The sequence below is a fragment of the Formosa sejongensis genome (assembly GCF_033447105.1).
Classification (GTDB): domain Bacteria; phylum Bacteroidota; class Bacteroidia; order Flavobacteriales; family Flavobacteriaceae; genus Formosa.
The window spans coordinates 43,010-64,254 of record NZ_JAWQUN010000024.1 but is presented as its reverse complement, the minus strand read 5'-3'; the positions used below and the strand labels follow the sequence as shown (position 1 = coordinate 64,254).

The 21,245-nt window shown below is 33.5% G+C and carries 25 protein-coding genes, 1 tRNA gene and 1 pseudogene; 16 read left to right on the top strand and 11 right to left on the bottom strand.

The features are described 5' to 3' along the window. Window positions 1-171 (bottom strand): ISAon1 family transposase N-terminal region protein (locus R6X41_RS19850; protein ID WP_489670892.1); only part of this gene is annotated, 171 nt, incomplete at its 3' end. Window positions 172-335: 164 nt separating this feature from the next. On the opposite strand from R6X41_RS19850, the gene R6X41_RS16890 reads away from it, so the two are divergent. Beyond that, on the top strand, window positions 336-482 hold the full coding sequence (locus tag R6X41_RS16890; RefSeq protein ID WP_318501535.1) for a hypothetical protein: 147 nt from the start codon (window positions 336-338) through the stop codon (window positions 480-482). A 118-nt stretch (window positions 483-600) separates the two neighbouring features. Here the strand turns inward: R6X41_RS16890 and rpsT are convergent, their stop codons facing one another. From rpsT to proS, 3 genes are all read right to left on the bottom strand, one after another. Beyond that, a complete protein-coding gene (rpsT, locus tag R6X41_RS16885; protein ID WP_318501534.1) occupies window positions 601-852 on the bottom strand; it encodes a 30S ribosomal protein S20 in 252 nt (83 codons plus the stop codon). Window positions 853-878: 26 nt separating this feature from the next. Then, a tRNA-Glu gene (locus tag R6X41_RS16880) sits at window positions 879-950 on the bottom strand. Window positions 951-1,125: 175 nt separating this feature from the next. Beyond that, window positions 1,126-2,604: a proline--tRNA ligase gene (gene proS / locus R6X41_RS16875; RefSeq protein ID WP_318501533.1), complete on the bottom strand. Its 1,479-nt coding sequence runs from the start codon at window positions 2,602-2,604 to the stop codon at window positions 1,126-1,128. A 29-nt stretch (window positions 2,605-2,633) separates the two neighbouring features. Here proS and R6X41_RS16870 point away from each other — a divergent pair, with 29 nt between their 5' ends. The 7 genes from R6X41_RS16870 (at window position 2,634) to R6X41_RS16840 (ending at window position 9,422) form a co-directional block, all read left to right on the top strand. Then, window positions 2,634-3,737 (top strand): hypothetical protein, encoded by a 1,104-nt coding sequence (locus R6X41_RS16870; protein WP_318501532.1) that lies wholly within the window; start codon window positions 2,634-2,636, stop codon window positions 3,735-3,737. 24 nt (window positions 3,738-3,761) lie between these two features. Further along, window positions 3,762-5,285 carry an OmpP1/FadL family transporter gene (locus R6X41_RS16865; protein ID WP_318501531.1) on the top strand — a complete coding sequence of 508 codons (1,524 nt, stop codon included), beginning with the start codon at window positions 3,762-3,764 and terminating at the stop codon, window positions 5,283-5,285. Window positions 5,286-5,444: 159 nt separating this feature from the next. Next, entirely contained in the window at window positions 5,445-6,122 is a 678-nt protein-coding gene (folE, locus tag R6X41_RS16860) for a GTP cyclohydrolase I FolE (protein ID WP_318501530.1), read from the top strand. A 12-nt stretch (window positions 6,123-6,134) separates the two neighbouring features. Next, window positions 6,135-7,619: a cysteine--tRNA ligase gene (gene cysS / locus R6X41_RS16855; protein ID WP_318501529.1), complete on the top strand. Its 1,485-nt coding sequence runs from the start codon at window positions 6,135-6,137 to the stop codon at window positions 7,617-7,619. 48 nt (window positions 7,620-7,667) lie between these two features. Next, complete coding sequence (gene yidD, locus R6X41_RS16850) at window positions 7,668-7,889, top strand: membrane protein insertion efficiency factor YidD (RefSeq protein ID WP_318501528.1); 222 nt, start codon at window positions 7,668-7,670, stop codon at window positions 7,887-7,889. 102 nt (window positions 7,890-7,991) lie between these two features. Next, entirely contained in the window at window positions 7,992-8,918 is a 927-nt protein-coding gene (gene lgt / locus R6X41_RS16845) for a prolipoprotein diacylglyceryl transferase (RefSeq protein WP_318501527.1), read from the top strand. A gap of 12 nt (window positions 8,919-8,930) precedes the next feature. Beyond that, window positions 8,931-9,422, top strand: coding sequence for a DUF192 domain-containing protein (locus tag R6X41_RS16840; protein WP_318501526.1), 492 nt, complete (start codon window positions 8,931-8,933; stop codon window positions 9,420-9,422). 138 nt (window positions 9,423-9,560) lie between these two features. Here the strand turns inward: R6X41_RS16840 and R6X41_RS16835 are convergent, their stop codons facing one another. The 7 genes from R6X41_RS16835 to R6X41_RS16805 form a co-directional block, all read right to left on the bottom strand. Continuing rightward, window positions 9,561-10,256, bottom strand: a complete 696-nt coding sequence (locus R6X41_RS16835) for a haloacid dehalogenase type II (protein WP_318501525.1) — start codon at window positions 10,254-10,256, stop codon at window positions 9,561-9,563. 184 nt (window positions 10,257-10,440) lie between these two features. After that, window positions 10,441-11,100: a DsbA family oxidoreductase gene (locus R6X41_RS16830; RefSeq protein WP_318501524.1), complete on the bottom strand. Its 660-nt coding sequence runs from the start codon at window positions 11,098-11,100 to the stop codon at window positions 10,441-10,443. 68 nt (window positions 11,101-11,168) lie between these two features. After that, complete coding sequence (locus R6X41_RS16825; protein WP_318501523.1) at window positions 11,169-11,732, bottom strand: carboxymuconolactone decarboxylase family protein; 564 nt, start codon at window positions 11,730-11,732, stop codon at window positions 11,169-11,171. 59 nt (window positions 11,733-11,791) lie between these two features. Then, window positions 11,792-12,355, bottom strand: coding sequence for a TetR/AcrR family transcriptional regulator (locus tag R6X41_RS16820; protein ID WP_318501522.1), 564 nt, complete (start codon window positions 12,353-12,355; stop codon window positions 11,792-11,794). A gap of 163 nt (window positions 12,356-12,518) precedes the next feature. Continuing rightward, window positions 12,519-12,911, bottom strand: coding sequence for a rhodanese-like domain-containing protein (locus tag R6X41_RS16815; protein WP_318501521.1), 393 nt, complete (start codon window positions 12,909-12,911; stop codon window positions 12,519-12,521). Between the two features lie 10 nt (window positions 12,912-12,921). Next, on the bottom strand, window positions 12,922-13,236 hold the full coding sequence (locus tag R6X41_RS16810) for a rhodanese-like domain-containing protein (RefSeq protein ID WP_318501520.1): 315 nt from the start codon (window positions 13,234-13,236) through the stop codon (window positions 12,922-12,924). A 298-nt stretch (window positions 13,237-13,534) separates the two neighbouring features. Next, window positions 13,535-14,071, bottom strand: coding sequence for a TlpA family protein disulfide reductase (locus tag R6X41_RS16805; protein WP_318501519.1), 537 nt, complete (start codon window positions 14,069-14,071; stop codon window positions 13,535-13,537). A gap of 113 nt (window positions 14,072-14,184) precedes the next feature. Between R6X41_RS16805 and R6X41_RS16800 the strand changes: the two genes are divergently transcribed. From R6X41_RS16800 to trpB, 8 genes and pseudogenes are all read left to right on the top strand, one after another. After that, a complete protein-coding gene (locus R6X41_RS16800; protein ID WP_318501518.1) occupies window positions 14,185-14,640 on the top strand; it encodes a MarR family winged helix-turn-helix transcriptional regulator in 456 nt (151 codons plus the stop codon). A 127-nt stretch (window positions 14,641-14,767) separates the two neighbouring features. Further along, window positions 14,768-15,334 (top strand): YceI family protein, encoded by a 567-nt coding sequence (locus tag R6X41_RS16795; protein ID WP_318501517.1) that lies wholly within the window; start codon window positions 14,768-14,770, stop codon window positions 15,332-15,334. 296 nt (window positions 15,335-15,630) lie between these two features. Continuing rightward, entirely contained in the window at window positions 15,631-17,034 is a 1,404-nt protein-coding gene (locus R6X41_RS16790; protein ID WP_318501516.1) for an anthranilate synthase component I family protein, read from the top strand. A gap of 23 nt (window positions 17,035-17,057) precedes the next feature. Continuing rightward, entirely contained in the window at window positions 17,058-17,624 is a 567-nt protein-coding gene (locus R6X41_RS16785; RefSeq protein WP_318501515.1) for an anthranilate synthase component II, read from the top strand. Window positions 17,625-17,626: 2 nt separating this feature from the next. Further along, a complete protein-coding gene (gene trpD, locus R6X41_RS16780) occupies window positions 17,627-18,619 on the top strand; it encodes an anthranilate phosphoribosyltransferase (RefSeq protein WP_318501514.1) in 993 nt (330 codons plus the stop codon). Between the two features lie 4 nt (window positions 18,620-18,623). Further along, window positions 18,624-19,409, top strand: a complete 786-nt coding sequence (trpC, locus tag R6X41_RS16775) for an indole-3-glycerol phosphate synthase TrpC (protein ID WP_318501513.1) — start codon at window positions 18,624-18,626, stop codon at window positions 19,407-19,409. Window positions 19,410-19,411: 2 nt separating this feature from the next. Further along, a pseudogene (locus R6X41_RS16770) lies at window positions 19,412-20,011 on the top strand (phosphoribosylanthranilate isomerase); the annotation flags it as partial. A 42-nt stretch (window positions 20,012-20,053) separates the two neighbouring features. Continuing rightward, on the top strand, window positions 20,054-21,235 hold the full coding sequence (trpB, locus tag R6X41_RS16765) for a tryptophan synthase subunit beta (protein WP_318501536.1): 1,182 nt from the start codon (window positions 20,054-20,056) through the stop codon (window positions 21,233-21,235). The last annotated feature ends 10 nt before the right edge of the window (window positions 21,236-21,245 follow it).

Here is a 21,245-nt window from a genome sequence, read left to right as displayed (position 1 = left end):
CTCTGGTAAGAAGCCTTTGGATTGGGCTAGTTCTGACTGGTACTCCTTGGGAAGCACGTTTTTCTCTTCTAAGTAAAAATGGACCTTACCTTCTGATGAGTTATGGTTTACAATATCAAAATATTCTAACAGGCCTTCTGGCAATAAATAACGGGCTAATTCTATATTCAAAATCTAAACACTTTTTATTCAAAGATAACATTCTCCCCAACTTTTATGCTTGACCCATAAGGACTTGGAACTATATTTAACTCGGCTAATTATTAGAAATTGCCTATAACAAATTGGTGTAGGTGCACAACAGTGTAGAGAATTCTGGATTTAGAGCATTAAACATGATCGACAACACAATACACATCAACTATAAATCTATATTAAACTATTTTATAAATCGTAGTACAAATGTTTCTGTGAAATATTTTAATGCTAAAACAAAAGAATTTAGAGCACAGTTTAGAGGCGACAGAGATGTGAAATTCTAGTTATTGATCCCAATTGAGTTTAATCCAACTTGAATCCAAGTCATTTAAAAACAAGTAAAACACAAAAAAGCCTCTCATTTCTGAGAAGCTTTCTGTTATTATATAACTTAGATAATTCTTATAAAGCAGCCATATGCTTAGTCAAACCAGACTTAAGGTTTGCCGCTTTGTTAGCGTGAATTATATTCTTCTTCGCTAATCTATCTATCATAGATACTACGTTAGAATATAATGCTTCTGCATCTTCTTTTGTTTCAGCATCACGTAATCTCTTAATAGCATTACGAGTCGTTTTATGCTGATATCTATTTCTTAAACGTTTAGCTTCGTTACTTCTAATTCTTTTTAACGATGACTTATGATTTGCCATTTGATTCTTTTCTTATTAAATGATTGTAGCCCGTAGGGGAGTCGAACCCCTCTTACCAGGATGAAAACCTGGCGTCCTAGCCGATAGACGAACGGGCCATTAATTTTTTTTTGAGTGTGCAAATATAAAACTTATTTTAATATCTGCAAAACAATTTTTCAAAAAACTTTCAATGTGATTTGTTGTTAACAATTATCCCATTGCGGGTGCAAATATACAACCTTTTTTGAATGTCGCAACAACAAATGAAAGTTTTTTGAAAAAAAATCAAAACTAATAGGCCTTAGCAAACATCACACGTCTGCTAGACGGTTTCCCACTAAACACGCAGACTCCAGACTCCTCTACAGAATCTTCTGGAATACAACGTATTGTCGCTTTTGTAATATCTTTTATCTTGTCTTCTGTCTCGGTAGTCCCATCCCAATGTGCTAAAATAAAACCTCCAGTTTTTTCTAAAACTGTTTTAAATTCTTCGAAAGTATCCACCTTAGTAGTATGCGTCGCTCTAAAATCAAAGGCTTTTTGATAAAGATCGTCTTGAATTGTTTTCATTAGACCTTCCACTACACCTATAAGTTCATCTAAAGCTACAACGCCCTTAGTTAAGGTATCTCGTCTTGCTAATTCCACAGTACCATTTTCTAAATCCTTAGGTCCTATTGCTATTCGTAATGGCACCCCTTGTAATTCATGTTGTGCAAATTTAGCTCCTGGTCTATAGGCTGTACGATTATCGTATTTTACAGAAATGTTTCTAGCTCTTAAATCGTTCATAATTGTATTCGCAACTTCAGAAACAGCATCAAATTGTTCGTCTGTCTTATATATAGGAACAATAACAACTTGGTTTGGCGCTAATTTTGGAGGCAATACTAAACCATGGTCATCACTATGTGTCATAATTAAAGCACCCATAAGTCGTGTTGACACTCCCCAAGAGGTTGCCCAAACATAATCTTGTTTTCCTTCTTTAGACGTAAACTTCACATCGAATGCTTTTGCAAAATTTTGTCCTAAGAAATGAGAGGTTCCTGCTTGCAATGCTTTCCCGTCTTGCATTAAAGCTTCAATACAATAGGTTTCTACTGCTCCTGCAAAACGTTCGCTTTCTGTCTTTATTCCTTTAATTACAGGAATAGCCATGAAATTTTGAACAAAAGTGGAATACACATTATTCATTAATTCAGCTTCAGTAATCGCTTCTGCTTTCGTTTCGTGAGCGGTATGCCCTTCTTGCCATAAAAACTCTGCTGTTCGCAAAAACAAACGTGTACGCATTTCCCAACGCACTACATTCGCCCATTGATTTATTAATAAAGGTAAATCTCTATACGATTGAATCCATCCTTTATAAGTGTTCCAAATAATAGCTTCACTTGTGGGTCTAACTACTAATTCTTCTTCTAATTTCGCGTCAGGATCTACACGTAGTTTTCCCGGTCTGTCAGGGTCGTTTTGTAATCTGTAATGTGTTACAATAGCACATTCTTTAGCAAAACCTTCTGCATTTTTTTCTTCAGCTTCAAATAAACTTTTTGGAACGAATAAAGGAAAGTACGCATTTTGATGACCTGTCTCTTTAAACATGCGATCTAATTCTGCTTGCATCTTTTCCCAAATTGCATATCCGTATGGTTTGATAACCATACATCCTCTAACTGCAGAATTTTCAGCTAGATCCGCTTTTACTACTAATTCGTTATACCACTTAGAGTAGTCTTCCGCTCTGCTTGTAAGTTTTTTACTCATATTTTTATTTTGGCATAAATATTGCCACTATGTTAAATACATTAAATAGTTCAGCAAAACTAACTATTTTTGTTATGTTCAACAATAAATTTAATCTAGATATGAGATATAAAGATATTTTAAAACAAAAAACTCCATTTTTTGTAATGCTTTCGAGCCTATTTGTGCTTGCATCTTGTGGAAGTTCACAACAATATGCTCAGCAAGATAATGATGGGATTTACGATTCGACAACCTCTAATGTTGTTGTCTACCAAGACAACGACACTGCAGATAATATATATTATAAAAACTATTTCAAAGAAAAATCACAAGAAATAGAAATTTATAATTCAGAACAAGATTCTGTTTTTACAGATATAGACTCTTATCAAAGTAATAATTATGCAGAATCAGACATTAATCAAAACAACTACAACGGTAATGGTGGTTGGGGAGAGCAAACTGAAGGTGTTTCTGTAACTATTTACAACGATCCATATATGTATGGCGGATTTGGATATCCGTATTATGGCTATGGTTGGGGTTATGCCGGTTGGTACAGACCATACTACGGCGGTTGGGGCTACGGTTGGGGCGGTGGCTACTACCCTCCTTATTATGGCGGTTATCCAGGGTATGGCTACCCAGGATACGGTGGTGGTTACCCGGGATATGGATACCCAGGATATGGTGGCGGATACCCTAGATACAACTACGATGGCTACAATGGAAACAATATGGGCTACAGCAGAGGTATTGCATACAATTCTAATAATAAATATTTAAACAGTACTAGATATAATACGACTAGAACAAACGATGTATCTAGTAGTAACAGTCGATACCAGAATCTGACTAGAAATAGTAAAACAAGTACAAGAACAACAACTACTAATAATAACAATACCTATAAAAGAGTTGTTCCAACATCTAGAACAACTAGAAATTATAATACAAGTAGAACGAACAGCACAAATACGACTAGTAGAACACAACCAACATCTAACACTAGTAGAAGCAGTAGTTCTAACAGTTCGTATAACAGCAATGCTACTCAATCTACATCTAACAGAAGTTATTCTACTCCTAGTAGTTCTTCCGGTAGTTCAAGATCATCAGGTAGTAGTGTAAGATCTTCTAGAAGTAGATAATTAATGAAAAAACAGAATTCCATAATGAATTTTAAAACGATAGTTTTTTTACTAGCAGGCATCTTATCAATGCCTGCTTTTTATGCTCAAAATATAACAGATGCTGTAAGATATTCGCAAGACAACATTGTTGGGAGTGCGAGATTTAGAGCCTTAAGTGGTGCGTTTGGCGCATTGGGTGGCGATTTATCGGCGACTAGTCTTAACCCTGCAGGTTCTGCCGTTTTCAACGATACTTATTTATCCGTTACTTTATCTAATTCATACGTTAAAAACGAAACAGATTTTTTTAACGGACATGATTCTAATTCAAATTCCTTTATTGAATTCACTCAAATAGGTTCTGCTTTCGTGTTCTACAATCCGAATATGAATAGTTCTTTTGAAAAGTTCACTTTTGCAATTACTTACGATAAGACACAAGATTACACAAACGATTGGACTGCTCATGGTATAAATACAAATTCTATAGATAGTTATTTTATGGATTATGCTCAAGGGCAACGTTTATCTGAGATCTCTGCTTTACCTAATGAATCGATTTCTGAAGCATATTCTGAAATTGGAACCTATTATGGTTCTGGAAATCAACAAGCATTTTTAGGTTACGAATCTTATATTTTACAACCTGACAACTTTGATGATGATAATACAGAATACACGTCTAATATTGCTGAAGGTACTTTTAATCAAAATTACATTTACTCTGCTACCGGATATAACGGGAAAATCGCCTTTAATTTAGCCACACAAGCCAACGATAAATTGTATTTAGGTCTTAATTTAAATACACACTTTATTAATTACGATCGTTTGACCTATTTGCAAGAATCGAATTCTAATAGAGGTTCTATTGTACAAAACGTGAATTTTGAAAACAGATTATCTACCACTGGAGGCGGATTTTCATTTCAGCTTGGAACCATTTATAAAGTCACCAAGAACTTAAGAGCAGGATTTACCTACGATTCTCCAACATGGTACAATATTCAAGAAGAAACACTTCAATATATCTCTACGATTAGAGATGAAGGTGGTCGCGATATAAACCAGATTGTTAATCCAAAAATAATCAATATTCACCCAGAATACCAATTACAAACACCAGGAAGACTTGGCGGAAGTCTTGCTTATATATTTGGAGTTCAAGGACTAATTAGTTTCGATTATTCTTATAGAGACTACGGAAATTCTAAATTCAACTCAAATTATAATTCGTATTTTGATGATCAAAACCAGATTATAAGTAATGAACTAACAGGCGCTTCTACTTTTGCTGTTGGTGGCGAATACAGATTAAAACAACTTAGCTTGAGAGGTGGATATCGTTTTGAGGAAAGCCCATACAAGAATGGTGTAACCGTAGGCGATTTATCAGGATATTCTGTTGGTTTAGGATATAGTTTTGGGGCTACAAAAATAGATGTAACTTTCGATCAATCACAAAGAGATTCGGAATATCAGCTTTATAATGTAGGTTTAATAGATGATGTTTCATTAGACACGAGACTTTCTAACATTACATTTTCAATTAGTTTCGCTTTATAAACTCAATTAAAAACATTTAAAAACGGGTCTGATTTCATGTTAAAATCAGACCCGTTTTTTTTTGAAAATCAAACATCTATTAATTGTTTCCTAATTCAAACTTAAAGAAATCTGAATTACTTATATTTGCGGATTAAAACAGCGTTATTTTTTAGACAAATGAAATTTGATAATAATATAGATGAGTTCGATGCTTTAGGCGAAAACCATATTGGAACTTCAACAGATACTCCAATGCGTGCAGATGCCTTTAAACTTTCGAACGAAGAAAAAATTGAAAGTATAAAAAAAGATGTTCACCATATTATGGAGACATTAGGTTTAGATTTAACAGACGACAGTTTACAAGGCACACCTAATCGTGTCGCTAAAATGTTTGTTAAAGAAATTTTTAGTGGATTAGACCCTAGTAAAAAACCAACTGCATCTACTTTCGAAAACAAGTATAAATACGGCGAAATGTTAGTCGAAAAAAACATAACCCTTTACTCCACTTGCGAGCATCATTTGTTACCAATTGTTGGTAGAGCACATGTCGCTTACATTTCTAAAGGTAATGTTGTAGGCTTATCTAAAATGAATCGTATTGTAGACTATTACTCTAAAAGACCTCAAGTTCAAGAGCGTTTAACCATTCAAATTGTAAAAGAATTACAATTGGTTTTAGGCACAGAAGATGTTGCATGTATTATAGATGCTAAACATTTATGTGTTAATTCTAGAGGAATTAGAGATATAGAAAGCAGCACAGTTACTGCAGAATTTGGAGGGAAGTTTAAAGAAAAAGACACTCGTAGAGAATTCATTGAATATATTAAATTAGAGACGCAATTTTAAATCACCAGAAACATGCCTCAGCTATACAAGCAACAAAGCATTAAAATTTACAATTCACTTTCAGGACAAAAAGAAGTTTTTACACCTATAACCGACGGTAATGTTGGTATGTATGTTTGTGGACCTACGGTTTACAGCAATGTGCATTTAGGAAATGTAAGAACCTTTATGTCTTTCGATACTATTTTTCGATACCTAAAACATTTGGGTTACAAAGTGCGTTACGTACGAAATATTACTGATGCCGGACATCTTGAAAATGATGCAGACGAAGGTGAAGATCGTATTGCTAAAAAAGCACGTTTAGAGCAAATTGAACCTATGGAAGTCGTACAGCGTTATACTGTCGATTTTCATAATATTTTAAATAAATTCAATTTCTTACCACCAAGCATCGAACCAACGGCTACCGGACATATTATCGAGCAAATCGAATTAATAAAAAAGATTATAGATAATGGTTTTGGTTACCAAGTAAACGGCTCTGTATATTTTGATGTTTTAAAGTTTAATGAAACTAACGATTACGGAAAATTAAGTAAGCGTAAGGTTGAAGATTTAATTCATAACACACGTGTTTTGGACGGTCAAAGCGATAAGAAAAATCCTCAAGATTTTGCGCTTTGGAAAAAAGCCGAACCTCAGCATATTATGCGTTGGCCATCGCCTTGGAGCGACGGTTTTCCAGGATGGCATTTAGAGTGTACAGCTATGAGCACAAAATATCTTGGCGAACATTTTGATATTCATGGTGGCGGAATGGATTTAAAATTCCCACATCACGAATGTGAAATTGCACAAGCAGAAGCGTGCAATCATCAAACACCTGTTAACTATTGGATGCATGCCAATATGTTAATTATGAATGGTAAAAAGATGGCAAAATCTACTGGAAATTACATTCTTCCAGAAGAAATATTTACAGGAGAAAACAAAAACATTACACAACCTTTTAGCGCTAGTGTCGCTCGTTTTTTCATGTTACAAGCACATTATCGCAGTATTTTAGACTTCACAAATAACGGTTTATTAGCAAGCGAAAAAGGATTCAATAGATTAATGGATGCGATTTCCGATTTAGACAACCTTAAAGCAAGCGCAACATCAACAATCAATATTTCAGAGTGGAAACAGAAATGTTATGATGCGATGAACGACGACTTTAATTCTCCAATTCTAATTGCGAATTTGTTTGAAGCTGTAAAATACATCAATCAAATAAAAGAAGGAAAATCAAGTCTTTCTGAAGCAGATTTGCAAGAATTAAAAGACACGATGCATACGTTTATATTCGACATTTTAGGTTTAGTACACGGATCTCAAGCAGAAACTGGTGAAGACAAATTAACTGGAGCTGTCGATTTATTAATAAAGCTAAGACAAGAAGCGAGAGCTAATAAAGATTTCGCTTTATCTGATAAAATCAGAGATGAATTAGCTGCCGTTGGCATTCAACTTAACGATGGTAAGGATGGCACTTCATTTTCGACCAATTAAAAACATAACACGGACAAGCTTTTTCACTTGTCCGTTTTTTATATACTAATGAAACGTATTTTAGTCGCACCTTTTTTATTCCTAATCAAGATATACCAAACACTTATATCTCCATTAACTCCTGCATCTTGTCGGTATCACCCAACATGCTCACAATACACTAAAGAAGCACTTACAAAACACGGTCTAATAAAAGGAGGCTGGCTAAGCGTTAAGCGTATTTTTAGTTGTAATCCATGGGGTGGTTCGGGCTACGACCCTGTACCCTAATTTATACTTTTAAATCTCAAAAACTTTAATAGTCCGTTAACGCGCTATTCTTTTTTAATCCTTGGGCAAATGTCTATATTTACGCATTGAAAACTAAACACTATGCATTTTTTAAAATTCGATTGGAATCCTACATCAGGAATTGAAATTATTGGTAATTTTCAACTTCATTTCTATAGCTTAATGTGGGTTACTGCCTTTTTATTGGGTTGGTACGTTATGAAGCGTATTTACGAAAAAGAAAATGTATCCTTAGAATATTTAGATCCGCTTTTTATTTATACCGTTTTAGCCACTATGATTGGGGCGCGTCTTGGACATGTTATTTTCTATCAACCAGAATTATTTCAACAAGATTTTCTTAGTATATTCTTGCCTATCCGAACAAATCCAACTGTTGAATTTACAGGATTCCAAGGATTAGCAAGTCATGGAGCTGCAATTGGAATTATTTTTGGGATGTATTTATACCGAAGAAAATACAATTACAAATCACTAATGTGGATTTTAGACCGCATCGTAATTCCGGTATCTCTTGGAGCCATTTTTATTAGATTTGGAAACTTTATCAATTCAGAAATAATAGGAAAAGTAACCAATTCTAATTTAGGTGTACGTTTTATTCAAGATGAATACAGTAAACGTGAAGCGGTACAACTTACAGGTATTCAAAACCCGAAAGAAGCTTATAATGCAATTGCTAACAGTCCACAGTTTCAGAACTTATTAGATGCCGTTCCTTATAGACATGCCGCACAATTATACGAATCTGTATGCTATGTATTTGTGTTTTTAATTCTATGGTTTGTATATTCAAAAACAACTAAAAAAGACAATCCTGGTTACTTGTTTGGGTTGTTTCTTGTTTTACTTTGGACGATAAGATTCTTCGTGGAATTTGTAAAAGAAGCGCAAGTAGACGAACGCGCAACTTGGGCATTAAACACAGGACAATGGTTAAGTATTCCATTTATATTAGTAGGCTTTTATTTTATGTTTGTCTACAAAGAAACTTCAAAAAAAGCTTAAAAATTAATTTATATGAGACTGATTAAATTATCATTTTTAGCACTAATTTTAGGTGTCACCATTCTGAATGTGTCTTGCAAAGAAGATAAAAAAGTAACCATTGCTCCTACCGAAATTTCATTTAATAAAGAAGGTGAATTAAAGCTTTACAAGTCTAAAACAGATTCCATAATCAAAGCTTTAGATATTGAAATTGCCGACAATGAATACGACAGAGAAACCGGTTTAATGTACAGGTCTTCTATGAAGGATCAGAACGCGATGTTATTTATTTTTCCTGAGGAAATGCCTCGTGCATTTTATATGAAAAACACTCAAATTCCGTTAGACATTATTTATATTGGTGAAGATAATACTATTGTAAGCATTGCAAAGAATGCACAACCAATGAATGAAACCTCTTTACTATCCTACAAACCTGCGATGTATGTTTTGGAAGTGAATGCTGGTTTATCTGATAAATGGCAACTAAAAGAAGGAGATTCTATTTCGTTTACAAAGTAATATTTAAGACTAGAGCGACCGTATTAATAGACAAAAAAATGACCTATTAATTCTACGACTTTAAGTTGAAAAATTCTCGGCATATAAATATGTTTATGCGGTTATATATTGCAGATGTCTATAATTATAGACTTTGAATTAAATAGCAATCAATGTTTTTGAAATCTCGAGTAAATCGGGTTCATTTATTTCAGGTAAAGGAGCCAAAGGATACAATTGTTTTCCTGGTCTGCTTATAAAAGCGCCTCTCCAACCTGCCCAAAGAGCTCCAGCTATATCCCAACCGTGTGCTGCAATCATCATGCATTCATTAGGTTTAACACCCATTTTACGAGCAGCCCAATCGTAAACATCTGCATCGGGTTTATACTTCCCGATATCTTCAATACTTAACCGTTCATCAAAAAATTCAGTCAGTCCAGCATTTTCAAACTGAGTTTCAACACCTTTATTAGATGAGTTTGTTAAGGACACCATTATAAAGCCCGCAGCCTTTATTGCTGTAAGAGCTTCGATAACTTCTGGGTGTGGCGGAAGAGATGTTAGTGGTTTTAATGCCTCTTTTGAAGCATGCTCAGATAATTCTATTCCGTTATTAGCAGCAACCATTCTTAATGTAGCAGCTCCTATTGTTCCAAAATCTTCGTATTGTCTGCTTGCGGTTGTTACTAGCGAATAGTGTAGCATGGTAGTAAACCATAAAGTCGATAAATCTGTTCTTCCATTTAGCGCTTCCCCTACACTTTCTTTCATATTATCTAAATCCAATAGAGATTCATTAACATCGAAAAATAATACTTTCGGTCGCACTATTTGTTTTTCTTTTAATACCATATGATTAGTTTTTTGTTCTGCTCCTATAATAATTCTGTAAATAGTTACATTAGAAATCCTTACAAAAGGCTGTTCTAAAAAAGTGCTTGCTGCCTATTTTTGATTGATTTAAAATCATAATAACCTGATTAACATATCATTTTAAAACAAACATGCTGATCACTATTTCTAAAAGGCATCATGATTAATTTGAAGATACTCTTTCGTTAATTAGTTCTGTAAGCACTTGCTTAAACACATCTAAAGGTTGCGCTCCTGTAACAGCACTTTTTCTATTAAAAACTACAGTTGGAACAGAATTCACTCCTAGATTTTTCCAATATGCTTCTTCCGTTTTTATATGGTTTCTCGCTTCATCATTATCTAAAAGCCCTAAAGCTTCATCTGCATTTAATCCTACTTCTAATAGTTCCTGTTTTAAAACATCACGATCAGACACATCTTTACGTTCACCAAAAAATGCAGAAGTTAAACGCATTTTTAATTCGGTTTGTTTATTAAATGCTTTTGCATATTCTAATAAAATATGAGCTTCGAACGTATTAACCATTCGCATATCATCAAAATAATCGAACTTAAAACCAAGATCGTTTCCTATATCAGTCATATTTTGTTGCGATTCTTTTTGCTGCTCCAATGTAGAACCATATTTTTCCGAAATATGTTCTTGAACGTTTTGACCTTCAACTGGCATATTCGGATTTAATTCAAATGGTTGCCATTCAATCTCTACTTGATCTTGAATTCCCAATTCTGAAATTGCTTTTTCTAAACGTTTAAATCCTATCGTGCACCATGGACACACAACATCTGAAACAATATCTATTTTTATTTTAGTATTCATAATTTTAATGTTTTAAATAAGCCTTCTACGGGAGCAGAAGGCCTACAGCTATTAATCAATTAGGAAATTTAAGATAGTACTACATCTTTTTTCCAATCGAACTTTTTAAATCCTTCGTCTAAAGGCGTTTCTGCAATATGATTAACATAGTTGCTTATTACTTTTTGAGATAACCCAAGCACAATTTCTAAAAGTTGTCTTTCGGTATAACCAACCTCATAAAAAGCTTGAATCTCTTCATTACTAATATATCCGCGGTTTTTTACAATTGTTAAAGTGGTATCACGTAACGTTTGTAATTTATCATTTGGCAATTTAGTACCATTTCTTAATGCATCTGTAATGGCATCATCTACTTTCATCATTTTTGCAATTGCAGTATGTGCCGGCACACAATAGTGACACTCGTGTTCTACGTTAATAGTTTGCCAAACCACCGTTAACTCATCCTTGTTAAAAGATGAATTTGAAAATAATTCATGTAAATTTTGATATGCTTCTAGTAAACCTGGAGACCCTGCTAATACCCCATGTAGGTTAGGAATATAACCATTTGCTTTTTTAGATTTTTCTAAAAAAGGTTTACTCTCTTGAGGTGCAGATTCTAAAGTATGTATTTTTAATGTACTCATAATGTTCTATTTTAGTTTACTTAACTAAGCAAACGCTTAGTTTTGAATTAAAAAAAAGCTTATATCATTTTAAAGGTAATTTCAATAAAATCAACTAGCTGTGGCTTAGTGAATACTTTTGTCGCATTAGAAAGCCCTTGCTTACAAATGATTAAAAAATTAGATTGTTTTTCTAATGTTTCTTCGTCTTTACTCGCATCCTGCTTTAAGTTATTATAAAATAAAGCTCTTATATCTGATGCAAATTTTTCGATTTCCGTTCGTATTATAGGGTCGGCATTTTCTCCTAATTCGTTGACTGTGTTTGTAATTAAACAGCCTTTGCTAAGCGTGTTTTCTTTTGAAAATTCAACAAAATCATAAAAGAATTTTTTAATACCTTCTTTCCCGTTATTCGAGTTTTTAAGGGCATCTGTTAACACTTTTATTTTAGACCGATAACATGTAATGCTTCCAACAAAAACGCCTTGTTTATTTACAAAACTAGAATACATAGAAAACTGATTTATGCCCATTTCCTTTTCTAACATACGTACAGAAGTCTTTTCATAGCCATTTCTCCAAAATAAGTCCATGGCTTTTTCTATCACTTCTTCTTCGTTATATTGCTTTTTTCTAGACATAAAATCGGAAATACATTGTAAAACTAAGCAGATGCTTTGAATTAAAAAAATTAAAGTGGACATATAACATTCTAAGTTTCCACGTATAAAAAAGAAAAGCAGGCTAAAATTATTTCTAATTCAAGTCTGCTTTTCTATATGTTAAAAGGGTTCTAAAACACGATTATCTTATAACCTCATTTCCTTGATGTTTCCATTCTGAAAGTCCACCTTTCAAATCAAAAATCTTCACAAAACCTGCATCCTTAAGTTTTTGAGCACATTCTGCACTTCTTTTTCCTGAGTTACAATATAATGCAACAGGCTTGGTTTTATCTAAGTTTTGTATATCCTCTTCAAAAGTATCAGAGTTAAAATCTACATGTTGTGAATTTGCAATATAACCCTGTTTCAGACGATCTTCCTGCGATCTTAAATCTACCAACTGCACGTCTTCTATACTTATAAGGGATTGCATTTCTTCGGGAGAAACGACTTCAATAACACCTGTTTTATAGTCGTTACATGCCGAGCATAATAAAATTATAAAACAGTATAGTATATTTATTTTTTTCATCTAAATTTTGTTACCTCTCTTCAACCTCTCCGGCCCACTCATTAAATCCGCCAAGTAAATTATACGAATTTTCTATTCCTAATTGATCAAGAATATCGCAAGCTTTACCACTTCTTACTCCCGATCTGCAATACACGTAATAATTTTTAGTTTTATCTAATTCATCAACTTGATTTACGAATTCTTGACCTAAATAAAAATCAATATGTTTAGAATTTGCTATAAATCCTTGGTCTACTTCATCATCGGTACGTACATCTAAAATCACAGCATTGCTATCGCTAGCTAACTGCTCTACCCATTCTTCTTGTGTTAAATCTGCCATAATTGTATAAATCTTTTAATTACAAATTTATAATTTCTTTAATATATAAACGAAAAAAAATCCGAAGTCTTACAATTTCGGATTCTTTTATTTTTTAAATGAAGCAGTAGCAAGTGTTAACGGAATAACCAATGATTTAGTTTCTGTAGTCTTAACGACTATTCCCCTTAGAAACAGCTACAGCATTTTCAATATATTTATTTTAAACAGCTATTGAATCTTGAAAATCATTCTCAACAACAAATGTAGTAACACCAATTTACAAAGCTAATATGCTAATTGTTTTTATAAATTTTTATTATAAGAATTTATTGACTTCAGCTTCTAATTCGTCGTAAGTAAACGTTTGTTCGTAAAACTGACGTTTGTCTTTATTATATATAATAGTTGCAGGAATGGATCCAGACCATGAATCGCTTATTTTAGGAATCCACGAATTAGAATCTGGGTCGTTTAAAACAACAACTTTAGACTGTATATTATGTTCTACAATAAAAGGTTTCAATTTGGTTTCGTATGCTTGCTCAAAATCTAAACTCACCAATAATACGTCCAAATTTTTGGAAGCATATTCTGTTTTTAATTTTTCAAAATGAGGTAATTCCTTTACACAAGGCGCACACCAAGTGGCCCAAAAGTTAATAACATGAACTTTATCATCGTCTTGATAAAAAAAGGGTTCTAATTCATCAAAATTATAAACCATTAAATCGATGGTATCTACAGATTTTACAGCTGACTCTATCGGATTAGCGTCCGCTTCTACAACATTCTGTTTCGTTTGATTTTTACATGCAAAACAGCATAATAATAGTAACAACAATATATTCTTCATCTTATAAAAATAAGCAACACTTAAATCTGCTAACTAACTTTAACAAAAAATTATACTAATCATAATCATTTAATTGAAATTTTCACATACATTTGTATATACAATTATTGTACATGAAACAGTTAGAAGATATATTAAAAACAAACGCTCCTATTCCTTTAAATAGAAAGACCGTGCTTAATATTTCGTACACGGCTATTTGGATAAAAGATATGACGAATCCTGTTTTAAAACGCTTCGACATTTCTACCGAACAATTTAATGTATTACGGATATTAAGAGGTAAAAAAGGGAGTCCTGCAAATCTTCAAGATATTCAAGATCGCATGATAAATAAGATGAGTAACACCACACGGTTGGTTGATAAGCTTATCTTAAAAGGCTATGTAGAACGTTTTACTTGCGAGAAAAACAGAAGAAAAGTTGAGATTTTTATTACAAAAGAAGGTCTAAAGGTTTTAAAAGAAATAGATCCAAATATCGATAAATCTGAAGATGATATTACTGCAAATCTTACGAAAGAGGAATTAGAAACTTTAAACTTTTTACTCACTAAATTAAGATCTTAAGTATTGTATACACAACATAGATTAAAAAAGTTCACATTTTACTTATATAAAATTAATAGAAAGTAAGTGAACCTGAAAAACGAATTAAATTCAATTACATAAATAATCACCAAACAATAAATCAAAAATGAAAAACACAGTAAAAATCGCAGCGTTTTTAGTATTAGCAATCACATTTGCATCGTTCACTATTTTAAAAACGAAGAACGTAAACGTAAACAAAAGTCAAGTAAACTGGATTGGACATAAAGTTACAGGACAACACGACGGAACAATTACACTTAAAAAAGGTACTTTAGAGTTTAATGGCAATGTATTAACTGGTGGAACATTCACTATGGATATGACTACCATTAACGCCACAGATCTTGAAGGGGAATACAAAACTAAATTAGATAATCACTTAAAATCAGATGATTTTTTTGGTGCTGAAAAATTCCCAACAGCAACTTTAATATTTACAAAAGTTGAAGGTGAAGCTCCAAATTATACTGTTACTGGAAACTTAACAATTAAAGGAAAAACGAATCCTGTTACCTTCAAAATGAATGTGACAGAAGACACAGCAACAACGGCTTTTAAAATAGATAGAACAAAATACGACATTAAATATGGCTCGGCTAGCTTCTTCGACGATCTAAAAGACAAGGCAATTTATGATGATTTCGACTTAAATGTGTCTTTAAAATTCTAACATAGCCTAATTCATATGTTAGTATCCATGTGTGATTAAGTTAAATTCCTGTAGCGTTATGTATTACTTTACTGACCTACAGGAATTCTCTTTTAAATTTCTTCGAAAAAAATTTGATAACTAAATTTACATTCCTATATTTGAATCAAATAATTTAAGAATTGAATACAAATTTAAATATTACTTGGTGGTGGAGCTCTCGGATTTCAATCTTCGTGAACTAAACCTATTGTATATTTTAAACTCAAAATAACAAGGCTTGTCATTCACGACAAGCCTTTTTTTATTACAAAAAAATGAAACAATTTAAACTCACAACGCATTACAAAAAAATACTTGCCGACACGATTACACCGGTAAGCATTTATTTAAAAATTAGAGATCGTTTTCCAAATAGTCTGTTACTAGAAAGTAGTGATTACCACGCTAACGACAACAGTTTCTCTTACATTTGTTGTAATCCAATCGCCTCTATAAAGGTCCAAAACGAAACGATTACTCAAGAGTATCCGAATGGTGAAATCAATTCTAAACCTATTACAGAACGTGGTATGGTTACTGAAGAAATTCACAACTTTACAAAACGTTTTAAAACAGATGACAATGAAGAGTTTAAATTTATAAATAACGGAATTTTTGGATATATTGGTTATGATGCCGTTCGTTATTTTGAGGACATTGATATCACTAAAAAAGAAGAAGTTTTAGGTATTCCTGATATTTATTATGCCGTTTACCAGAACATAATCGCGATTAATCATTTTAATAATGAAGCTTATATTTTTGCACATTGTTACGATGGTGAAAATAATATTGATGATATAAATCAACTTATAAAATCTAATCAATTCGCAACGTATCAGTTTACTCCTGAAGACAAAATTACTTCAAACTTAACAGATGAAGAATATAAAAACAATGTCTCTTTAGCCAAACAACACTGTGCTAGAGGCGATGTTTTTCAGTTGGTATTATCTAAAAAATTCTCACAAGAATTTAAGGGAGACGATTTTAATGTATATCGTGCATTAAGAAGTATCAACCCCTCCCCTTACCTATTCTATTTCGATTATGGAACTTTTAAAATCTTCGGAAGTTCACCAGAAGCACAATTGGTTGTAAAAGATGATAATGCAGAAATTCATCCCATTGCCGGAACCTTTAAACGTACCGGAAATGATGAACAAGATGCCGAACTTGCTAAAAAATTAGCTAAAGACGATAAAGAAAATGCAGAGCACGTCATGCTTGTAGATTTGGCAAGAAACGATTTAAGTCGTCACGGAAGTCAAGTTACTGTCGACACCTATCGCGAAGTTCAATTCTTTTCTCATGTTATTCATTTGGTGAGTAAAGTGACTGGTAAAAAACACGCCGATACCATTACCATGCAAGTGGTAGCAGACACTTTTCCCGCAGGAACGTTAAGTGGAGCGCCTAAACATAAAGCTATGCAACTAATTGAAAAATACGAAAAAACAAGTCGTGAATTTTATGGTGGAGCTATTGGTTTTATGGATTTTAAAGGCAACTTTAATCATGCGATTATGATAAGAACGTTCTTAAGTAAAGATCACAAATTACATTGGCAAGCTGGTGCTGGAATTGTTTCAAAATCGAAACCAGAAGACGAGCTACAAGAAGTTTACAATAAACTTGGTGCGTTAACCAAAGCCATAGAATTAGCAAAAAACATTTAATAGTGACAACACAACAACACACTATGAAAAACATACTAGTTATAGATAATTACGATAGTTTCACTTACAATTTAGTGCACTATTTAGAAGATTTAGGATGCCAAGTAACCGTAAAACGAAACGACAAACTAGATTTAGAAGACGTTAAAGCATTCGATAAGATTGTATTGTCTCCTGGTCCTGGAATACCTGATGAAGCTGGATTATTAAAAGAAATTATTAGAACATACGCACCTACAAAAAGTATTTTGGGCGTGTGTTTAGGGCAACAAGCCATTGCTGAAGTATTTGGCGGAAGCATAGAAAACTTGGACAACGTTTACCACGGCGTTGCAACAGACGTTACCTTATCTGTAGATGATGAAAAATTATTTGATGGTTTCGACAAAACATTCCCTGTAGGTCGTTATCATTCTTGGGTAGTTTCAAATGAATTACCAGATGTTTTAGAAGCTACATCTTTCGATGAAAACGGACAGATTATGTCATTACGCCACAGAGTTTACGATGTTCGTGGAGTACAATATCACCCAGAATCGGTGTTGACACCTAACGGAAAACAAATGCTTAAAAACTGGATAAATAGTTAATTATGAAACAAATACTTAACAGACTTATAAACGACGAACACATCTCTAAAGCAGAAGCTAAACGTGTGTTAGTAAATATTTCTCAAGGGGAATATAACCAAAGTCAGATTGCTTCATTTTTAACGGTATATATGATGCGTAGCATCACCACAGACGAGTTGGAAGGGTTTAGAGATGCCCTTTTAGAATTGTGTGTCGCAGTAGATTTATCAGGATATAACACCATCGATTTATGTGGAACTGGTGGAGATGGGAAAAACACCTTCAACATTTCTACATTGGCATCTTTTATTACAGCAGGTGCCGGTGTACATGTGACCAAACATGGGAATTACGGAGTGTCTTCCATTTCGGGTTCTAGTAACGTTATGGAACATTTGGGAGTTAAATTTACCAACGATGCAGGTTTCTTAGAAAACTGTTTAGAAAAAGCCGGGATTTGTGTGTTACACGCGCCACTGTTTCACCCAGCAATGAAAAATGTAGCGCCTATTCGTAGAGAATTAGGAGTAAAAACATTCTTTAATATGTTAGGTCCAATGGTAAATCCTGCATTTCCAAAAAATCAATTGGTTGGTGTTTTCAACTTAGAATTAGCCAGATTATACGGGTATTTATATCAGAAAACAGATAAGAACTTTACGATTTTACATGCGCTTGATGGTTATGATGAAATTTCATTAACAAGTGACACTAAAGTAATTTCAAATTATTCTGAAACCATGTTATCTCCAGAAGATTTTGGAGTTCAAAAGATAAAACAATCAGATATTTTTGGTGGAGATACAATTAAAGATGCTGCAGATATTTTTGTAAATATTTTACAAGGTCAAGGTACAGAAGCCCAAAACAATGCTGTTTGTGCAAATGCAGCCATGGCAATAAAAACAGTACAAAACACCTCGTTAACAGATAGTTTTGCCGCAGCAAAGGAATCTTTACATTCTGGAGAAGCATTAAAACGTTTTCAAATTTTAGTAGATTTAAGCGCATAGTCATATGAATATTTTAGATAAAATTGTAGCTGATAAACGTAAGGAAGTCGATTTTAGAAAATCACTTATTCCTATAAAACAATTAGAACAATCCATATTATTTTCTAGAGCTACACATTCTTTAGCTTCAGCTTTAAAAGCAAGTACAAGCGGAATTATAGCCGAGCATAAACGTCGCTCACCTTCAAAATCTGTAATAAACCAAAATCTAAATGTATTTGATGTTTCTAAAGGTTACGAGGATGCAGGAGTTTGCGGTATGTCTGTATTAACAGATGGTAAATATTTTGGAGGAAGTTTAGACGATTTACTAACGGCTCGTGCAAGTTGTAATTTGCCTTTACTTCGCAAAGAATTCATTATAGATTCTTATCAGATTATAGAAGCCAAAGCATATGGCGCCGATGTGATCTTATTAATCGCTGCGATTTTAACGCGTGAAGAAATTAAAACCTTTTCAGAGTTAGCAAAAAGCTTAAATCTAGATGTGCTTTTAGAAGTACATAACGAAGAAGAGCTTCAGAAATCACTTATGCCAAGTTTAGATATGCTTGGTGTAAATAACAGAAACTTAAAAACTTTTGAAGTATCGCTAGACATCAGTAAAGAATTAAGTGCATTAATTCCGAACGATTTTGTAAAAGTATCAGAAAGCGGAATTAGTAATATAGAAGCCATTAAAACACTCCAACCTTATGGTTATAAAGGGTTTCTAATTGGTGAAAACTTTATGAAAACAGATGATGCTGGAGCGAGTGCTACACAATTTATAAACGCGTTAAACCAATAGTTATGAAACTAAAAGTTTGCGGTATGAAATTTCCCGAAAACATTGAAGCTATAGCGAGTCTGCATCCAGATTACCTCGGGTTTATTTTTTATGATAAATCAGCACGATTTATGTCCTCAGAAATCCCTAACCTTCCAAAAGAGATTAAGAAAGTTGGTGTTTTTGTAAATGCTACCGAAAACACAGTCGTTACAACTGTTTTAAAACACAATTTACAAGCTGTGCAATTACATGGTGAAGAATCAGTTGATTTCTGTAATTCCATAAAAACGCAACTTCCTAATATTGAAATCATCAAAGTATTTTCCATCAAGGATGAATTCAATTTTGATATTTTATCACCTTTCGAATCGGTTTGCAATTTCTTCCTATTTGATACCAAAGGAAAATTACCAGGCGGAAACGGATATACTTTTAATTGGAATATTCTAGAAAATTACCCGTCAACAAAACCCTATTTTTTAAGTGGTGGTTTAGGAATTTCAGAATTAGAAAACATATCCGATTTTTTCAAAAGTAAAGCCTCAAATTACTGTTATGCCATCGATGTAAATAGTAAATTTGAAACTCAGCCAGGTTTAAAAGATTTTGAACTTGTTAAACAATTTAAACAGCAATTTGCTGTAACCAAAATACAACACACTATGAGTTATAACATAAACGACAAAGGCTATTATGGCGATTTTGGTGGTGCTTATATCCCAGAAATGCTATATCCTAACGTTGAGGAATTACGCCAAAACTATTTAAAAATCATGGCAGAACCTTCATTTAAAGAAGAGTTCGACCAATTACTAAAAGATTATGTAGGTCGTCCTTCTCCGCTCTATTTCGCAAAGCGATTAAGCGAGAAATACAACACTAAAATTTATTTAAAACGTGAAGATTTAAACCATACAGGAGCACATAAAATAAACAATACTATTGGTCAGATTTTAATGGCCAATCGCTTAGGTAAAAAACGAATTATAGCAGAAACAGGAGCTGGACAACATGGTGTTGCTACGGCTACAGTTTGTGCACTTATGGGCTTAGAATGTATTGTGTATATGGGCGAAATTGATATCGCTCGACAAGCACCAAACGTGGCACGTATGAAGATGTTAGGCGCGACAGTAATTCCTGCATTATCGGGAAGTCGTACATTAAAAGATGCCACAAATGAGGCGATTCGCGATTGGATAAACAATCCTGTGGATACACATTACATTATTGGTAGTGTGGTTGGGCCTCATCCGTATCCAGATATGGTAGCACGTTTCCAATCTGTGGTTTCTCAAGAAATGGAATGGCAGTTACAAGAAAAAGAAGGCCGAACAAAACCAGACCATGTAATTGCATGTGTTGGTGGAGGTAGTAATGCTGCAGGTGCCTTTTATCAATATTTAGATGAAATAGATGTGAATTTAATCGCTGTAGAAGCAGCTGGATTAGGTGTGAATTCAGGAGAAAGTGCTGCAACTTCTGCGCTTGGAAGAGAAGGTATTATTCACGGAAGTAAAACCTTATTAATGCAAACTGACGACGGACAAATAACTGAGCCTTATTCAATTTCGGCAGGACTTGATTATCCTGGAGTTGGCCCAATGCACGCAAATTTATTTGCTACTGGCCGTGCAGAATTTATTTCAATCACCGATGATGAAGCTATGCAAGCCGGAATGGAACTTTGTAAATTAGAAGGTATTATTCCTGCTATTGAAAGTGCGCATGCATTAGCTGTATTTAAGAACAGAAAATTTAAACCTGAAGACGTTGTCGTGTTAAGTTTATCTGGACGTGGCGATAAGGATTTACAGAATTATATCGATTATTTTAAAATATAGTTTTTTTTCA

Excerpts from the sequence above, each read along its gene's own strand:
- R6X41_RS16800 (WP_318501518.1), top strand. The coding sequence starts at position 14,185 with ATGAAACAGTTAGAAGATATATTAAAAACAAACGCTCCTATTCCTTTA.
- R6X41_RS16870 (WP_318501532.1), top strand. The coding sequence starts at position 2,634 with ATGTTAAATACATTAAATAGTTCAGCAAAACTAACTATTTTTGTTATG.
- lgt (WP_318501527.1), top strand. The coding sequence starts at position 7,992 with ATGCATTTTTTAAAATTCGATTGGAATCCTACATCAGGAATTGAAATT.
- trpC (WP_318501513.1), top strand. The coding sequence starts at position 18,624 with ATGAATATTTTAGATAAAATTGTAGCTGATAAACGTAAGGAAGTCGAT.
- R6X41_RS16865 (WP_318501531.1), top strand. The coding sequence starts at position 3,762 with ATGAATTTTAAAACGATAGTTTTTTTACTAGCAGGCATCTTATCAATG.
- cysS (WP_318501529.1), top strand. The coding sequence starts at position 6,135 with ATGCCTCAGCTATACAAGCAACAAAGCATTAAAATTTACAATTCACTT.
- trpD (WP_318501514.1), top strand. The coding sequence starts at position 17,627 with ATGAAACAAATACTTAACAGACTTATAAACGACGAACACATCTCTAAA.
- trpB (WP_318501536.1), top strand. The coding sequence starts at position 20,054 with ATGAGTTATAACATAAACGACAAAGGCTATTATGGCGATTTTGGTGGT.
- R6X41_RS16810 (WP_318501520.1), bottom strand. The coding sequence starts at position 13,236 with ATGGCAGATTTAACACAAGAAGAATGGGTAGAGCAGTTAGCTAGCGAT.
- R6X41_RS16815 (WP_318501521.1), bottom strand. The coding sequence starts at position 12,911 with ATGAAAAAAATAAATATACTATACTGTTTTATAATTTTATTATGCTCG.
- R6X41_RS16835 (WP_318501525.1), bottom strand. The coding sequence starts at position 10,256 with ATGGTATTAAAAGAAAAACAAATAGTGCGACCGAAAGTATTATTTTTC.
- R6X41_RS16790 (WP_318501516.1), top strand. The coding sequence starts at position 15,631 with ATGAAACAATTTAAACTCACAACGCATTACAAAAAAATACTTGCCGAC.
- R6X41_RS16795 (WP_318501517.1), top strand. The coding sequence starts at position 14,768 with ATGAAAAACACAGTAAAAATCGCAGCGTTTTTAGTATTAGCAATCACA.
- R6X41_RS16830 (WP_318501524.1), bottom strand. The coding sequence starts at position 11,100 with ATGAATACTAAAATAAAAATAGATATTGTTTCAGATGTTGTGTGTCCA.
- R6X41_RS16785 (WP_318501515.1), top strand. The coding sequence starts at position 17,058 with ATGAAAAACATACTAGTTATAGATAATTACGATAGTTTCACTTACAAT.
- folE (WP_318501530.1), top strand. The coding sequence starts at position 5,445 with ATGAAATTTGATAATAATATAGATGAGTTCGATGCTTTAGGCGAAAAC.
- R6X41_RS16825 (WP_318501523.1), bottom strand. The coding sequence starts at position 11,732 with ATGAGTACATTAAAAATACATACTTTAGAATCTGCACCTCAAGAGAGT.
- rpsT (WP_318501534.1), bottom strand. The coding sequence starts at position 852 with ATGGCAAATCATAAGTCATCGTTAAAAAGAATTAGAAGTAACGAAGCT.
- R6X41_RS16805 (WP_318501519.1), bottom strand. The coding sequence starts at position 14,071 with ATGAAGAATATATTGTTGTTACTATTATTATGCTGTTTTGCATGTAAA.
- yidD (WP_318501528.1), top strand. The coding sequence starts at position 7,668 with ATGAAACGTATTTTAGTCGCACCTTTTTTATTCCTAATCAAGATATAC.
- R6X41_RS16890 (WP_318501535.1), top strand. The coding sequence starts at position 336 with ATGATCGACAACACAATACACATCAACTATAAATCTATATTAAACTAT.
- R6X41_RS16840 (WP_318501526.1), top strand. The coding sequence starts at position 8,931 with ATGAGACTGATTAAATTATCATTTTTAGCACTAATTTTAGGTGTCACC.
- proS (WP_318501533.1), bottom strand. The coding sequence starts at position 2,604 with ATGAGTAAAAAACTTACAAGCAGAGCGGAAGACTACTCTAAGTGGTAT.
- R6X41_RS16820 (WP_318501522.1), bottom strand. The coding sequence starts at position 12,355 with ATGTCTAGAAAAAAGCAATATAACGAAGAAGAAGTGATAGAAAAAGCC.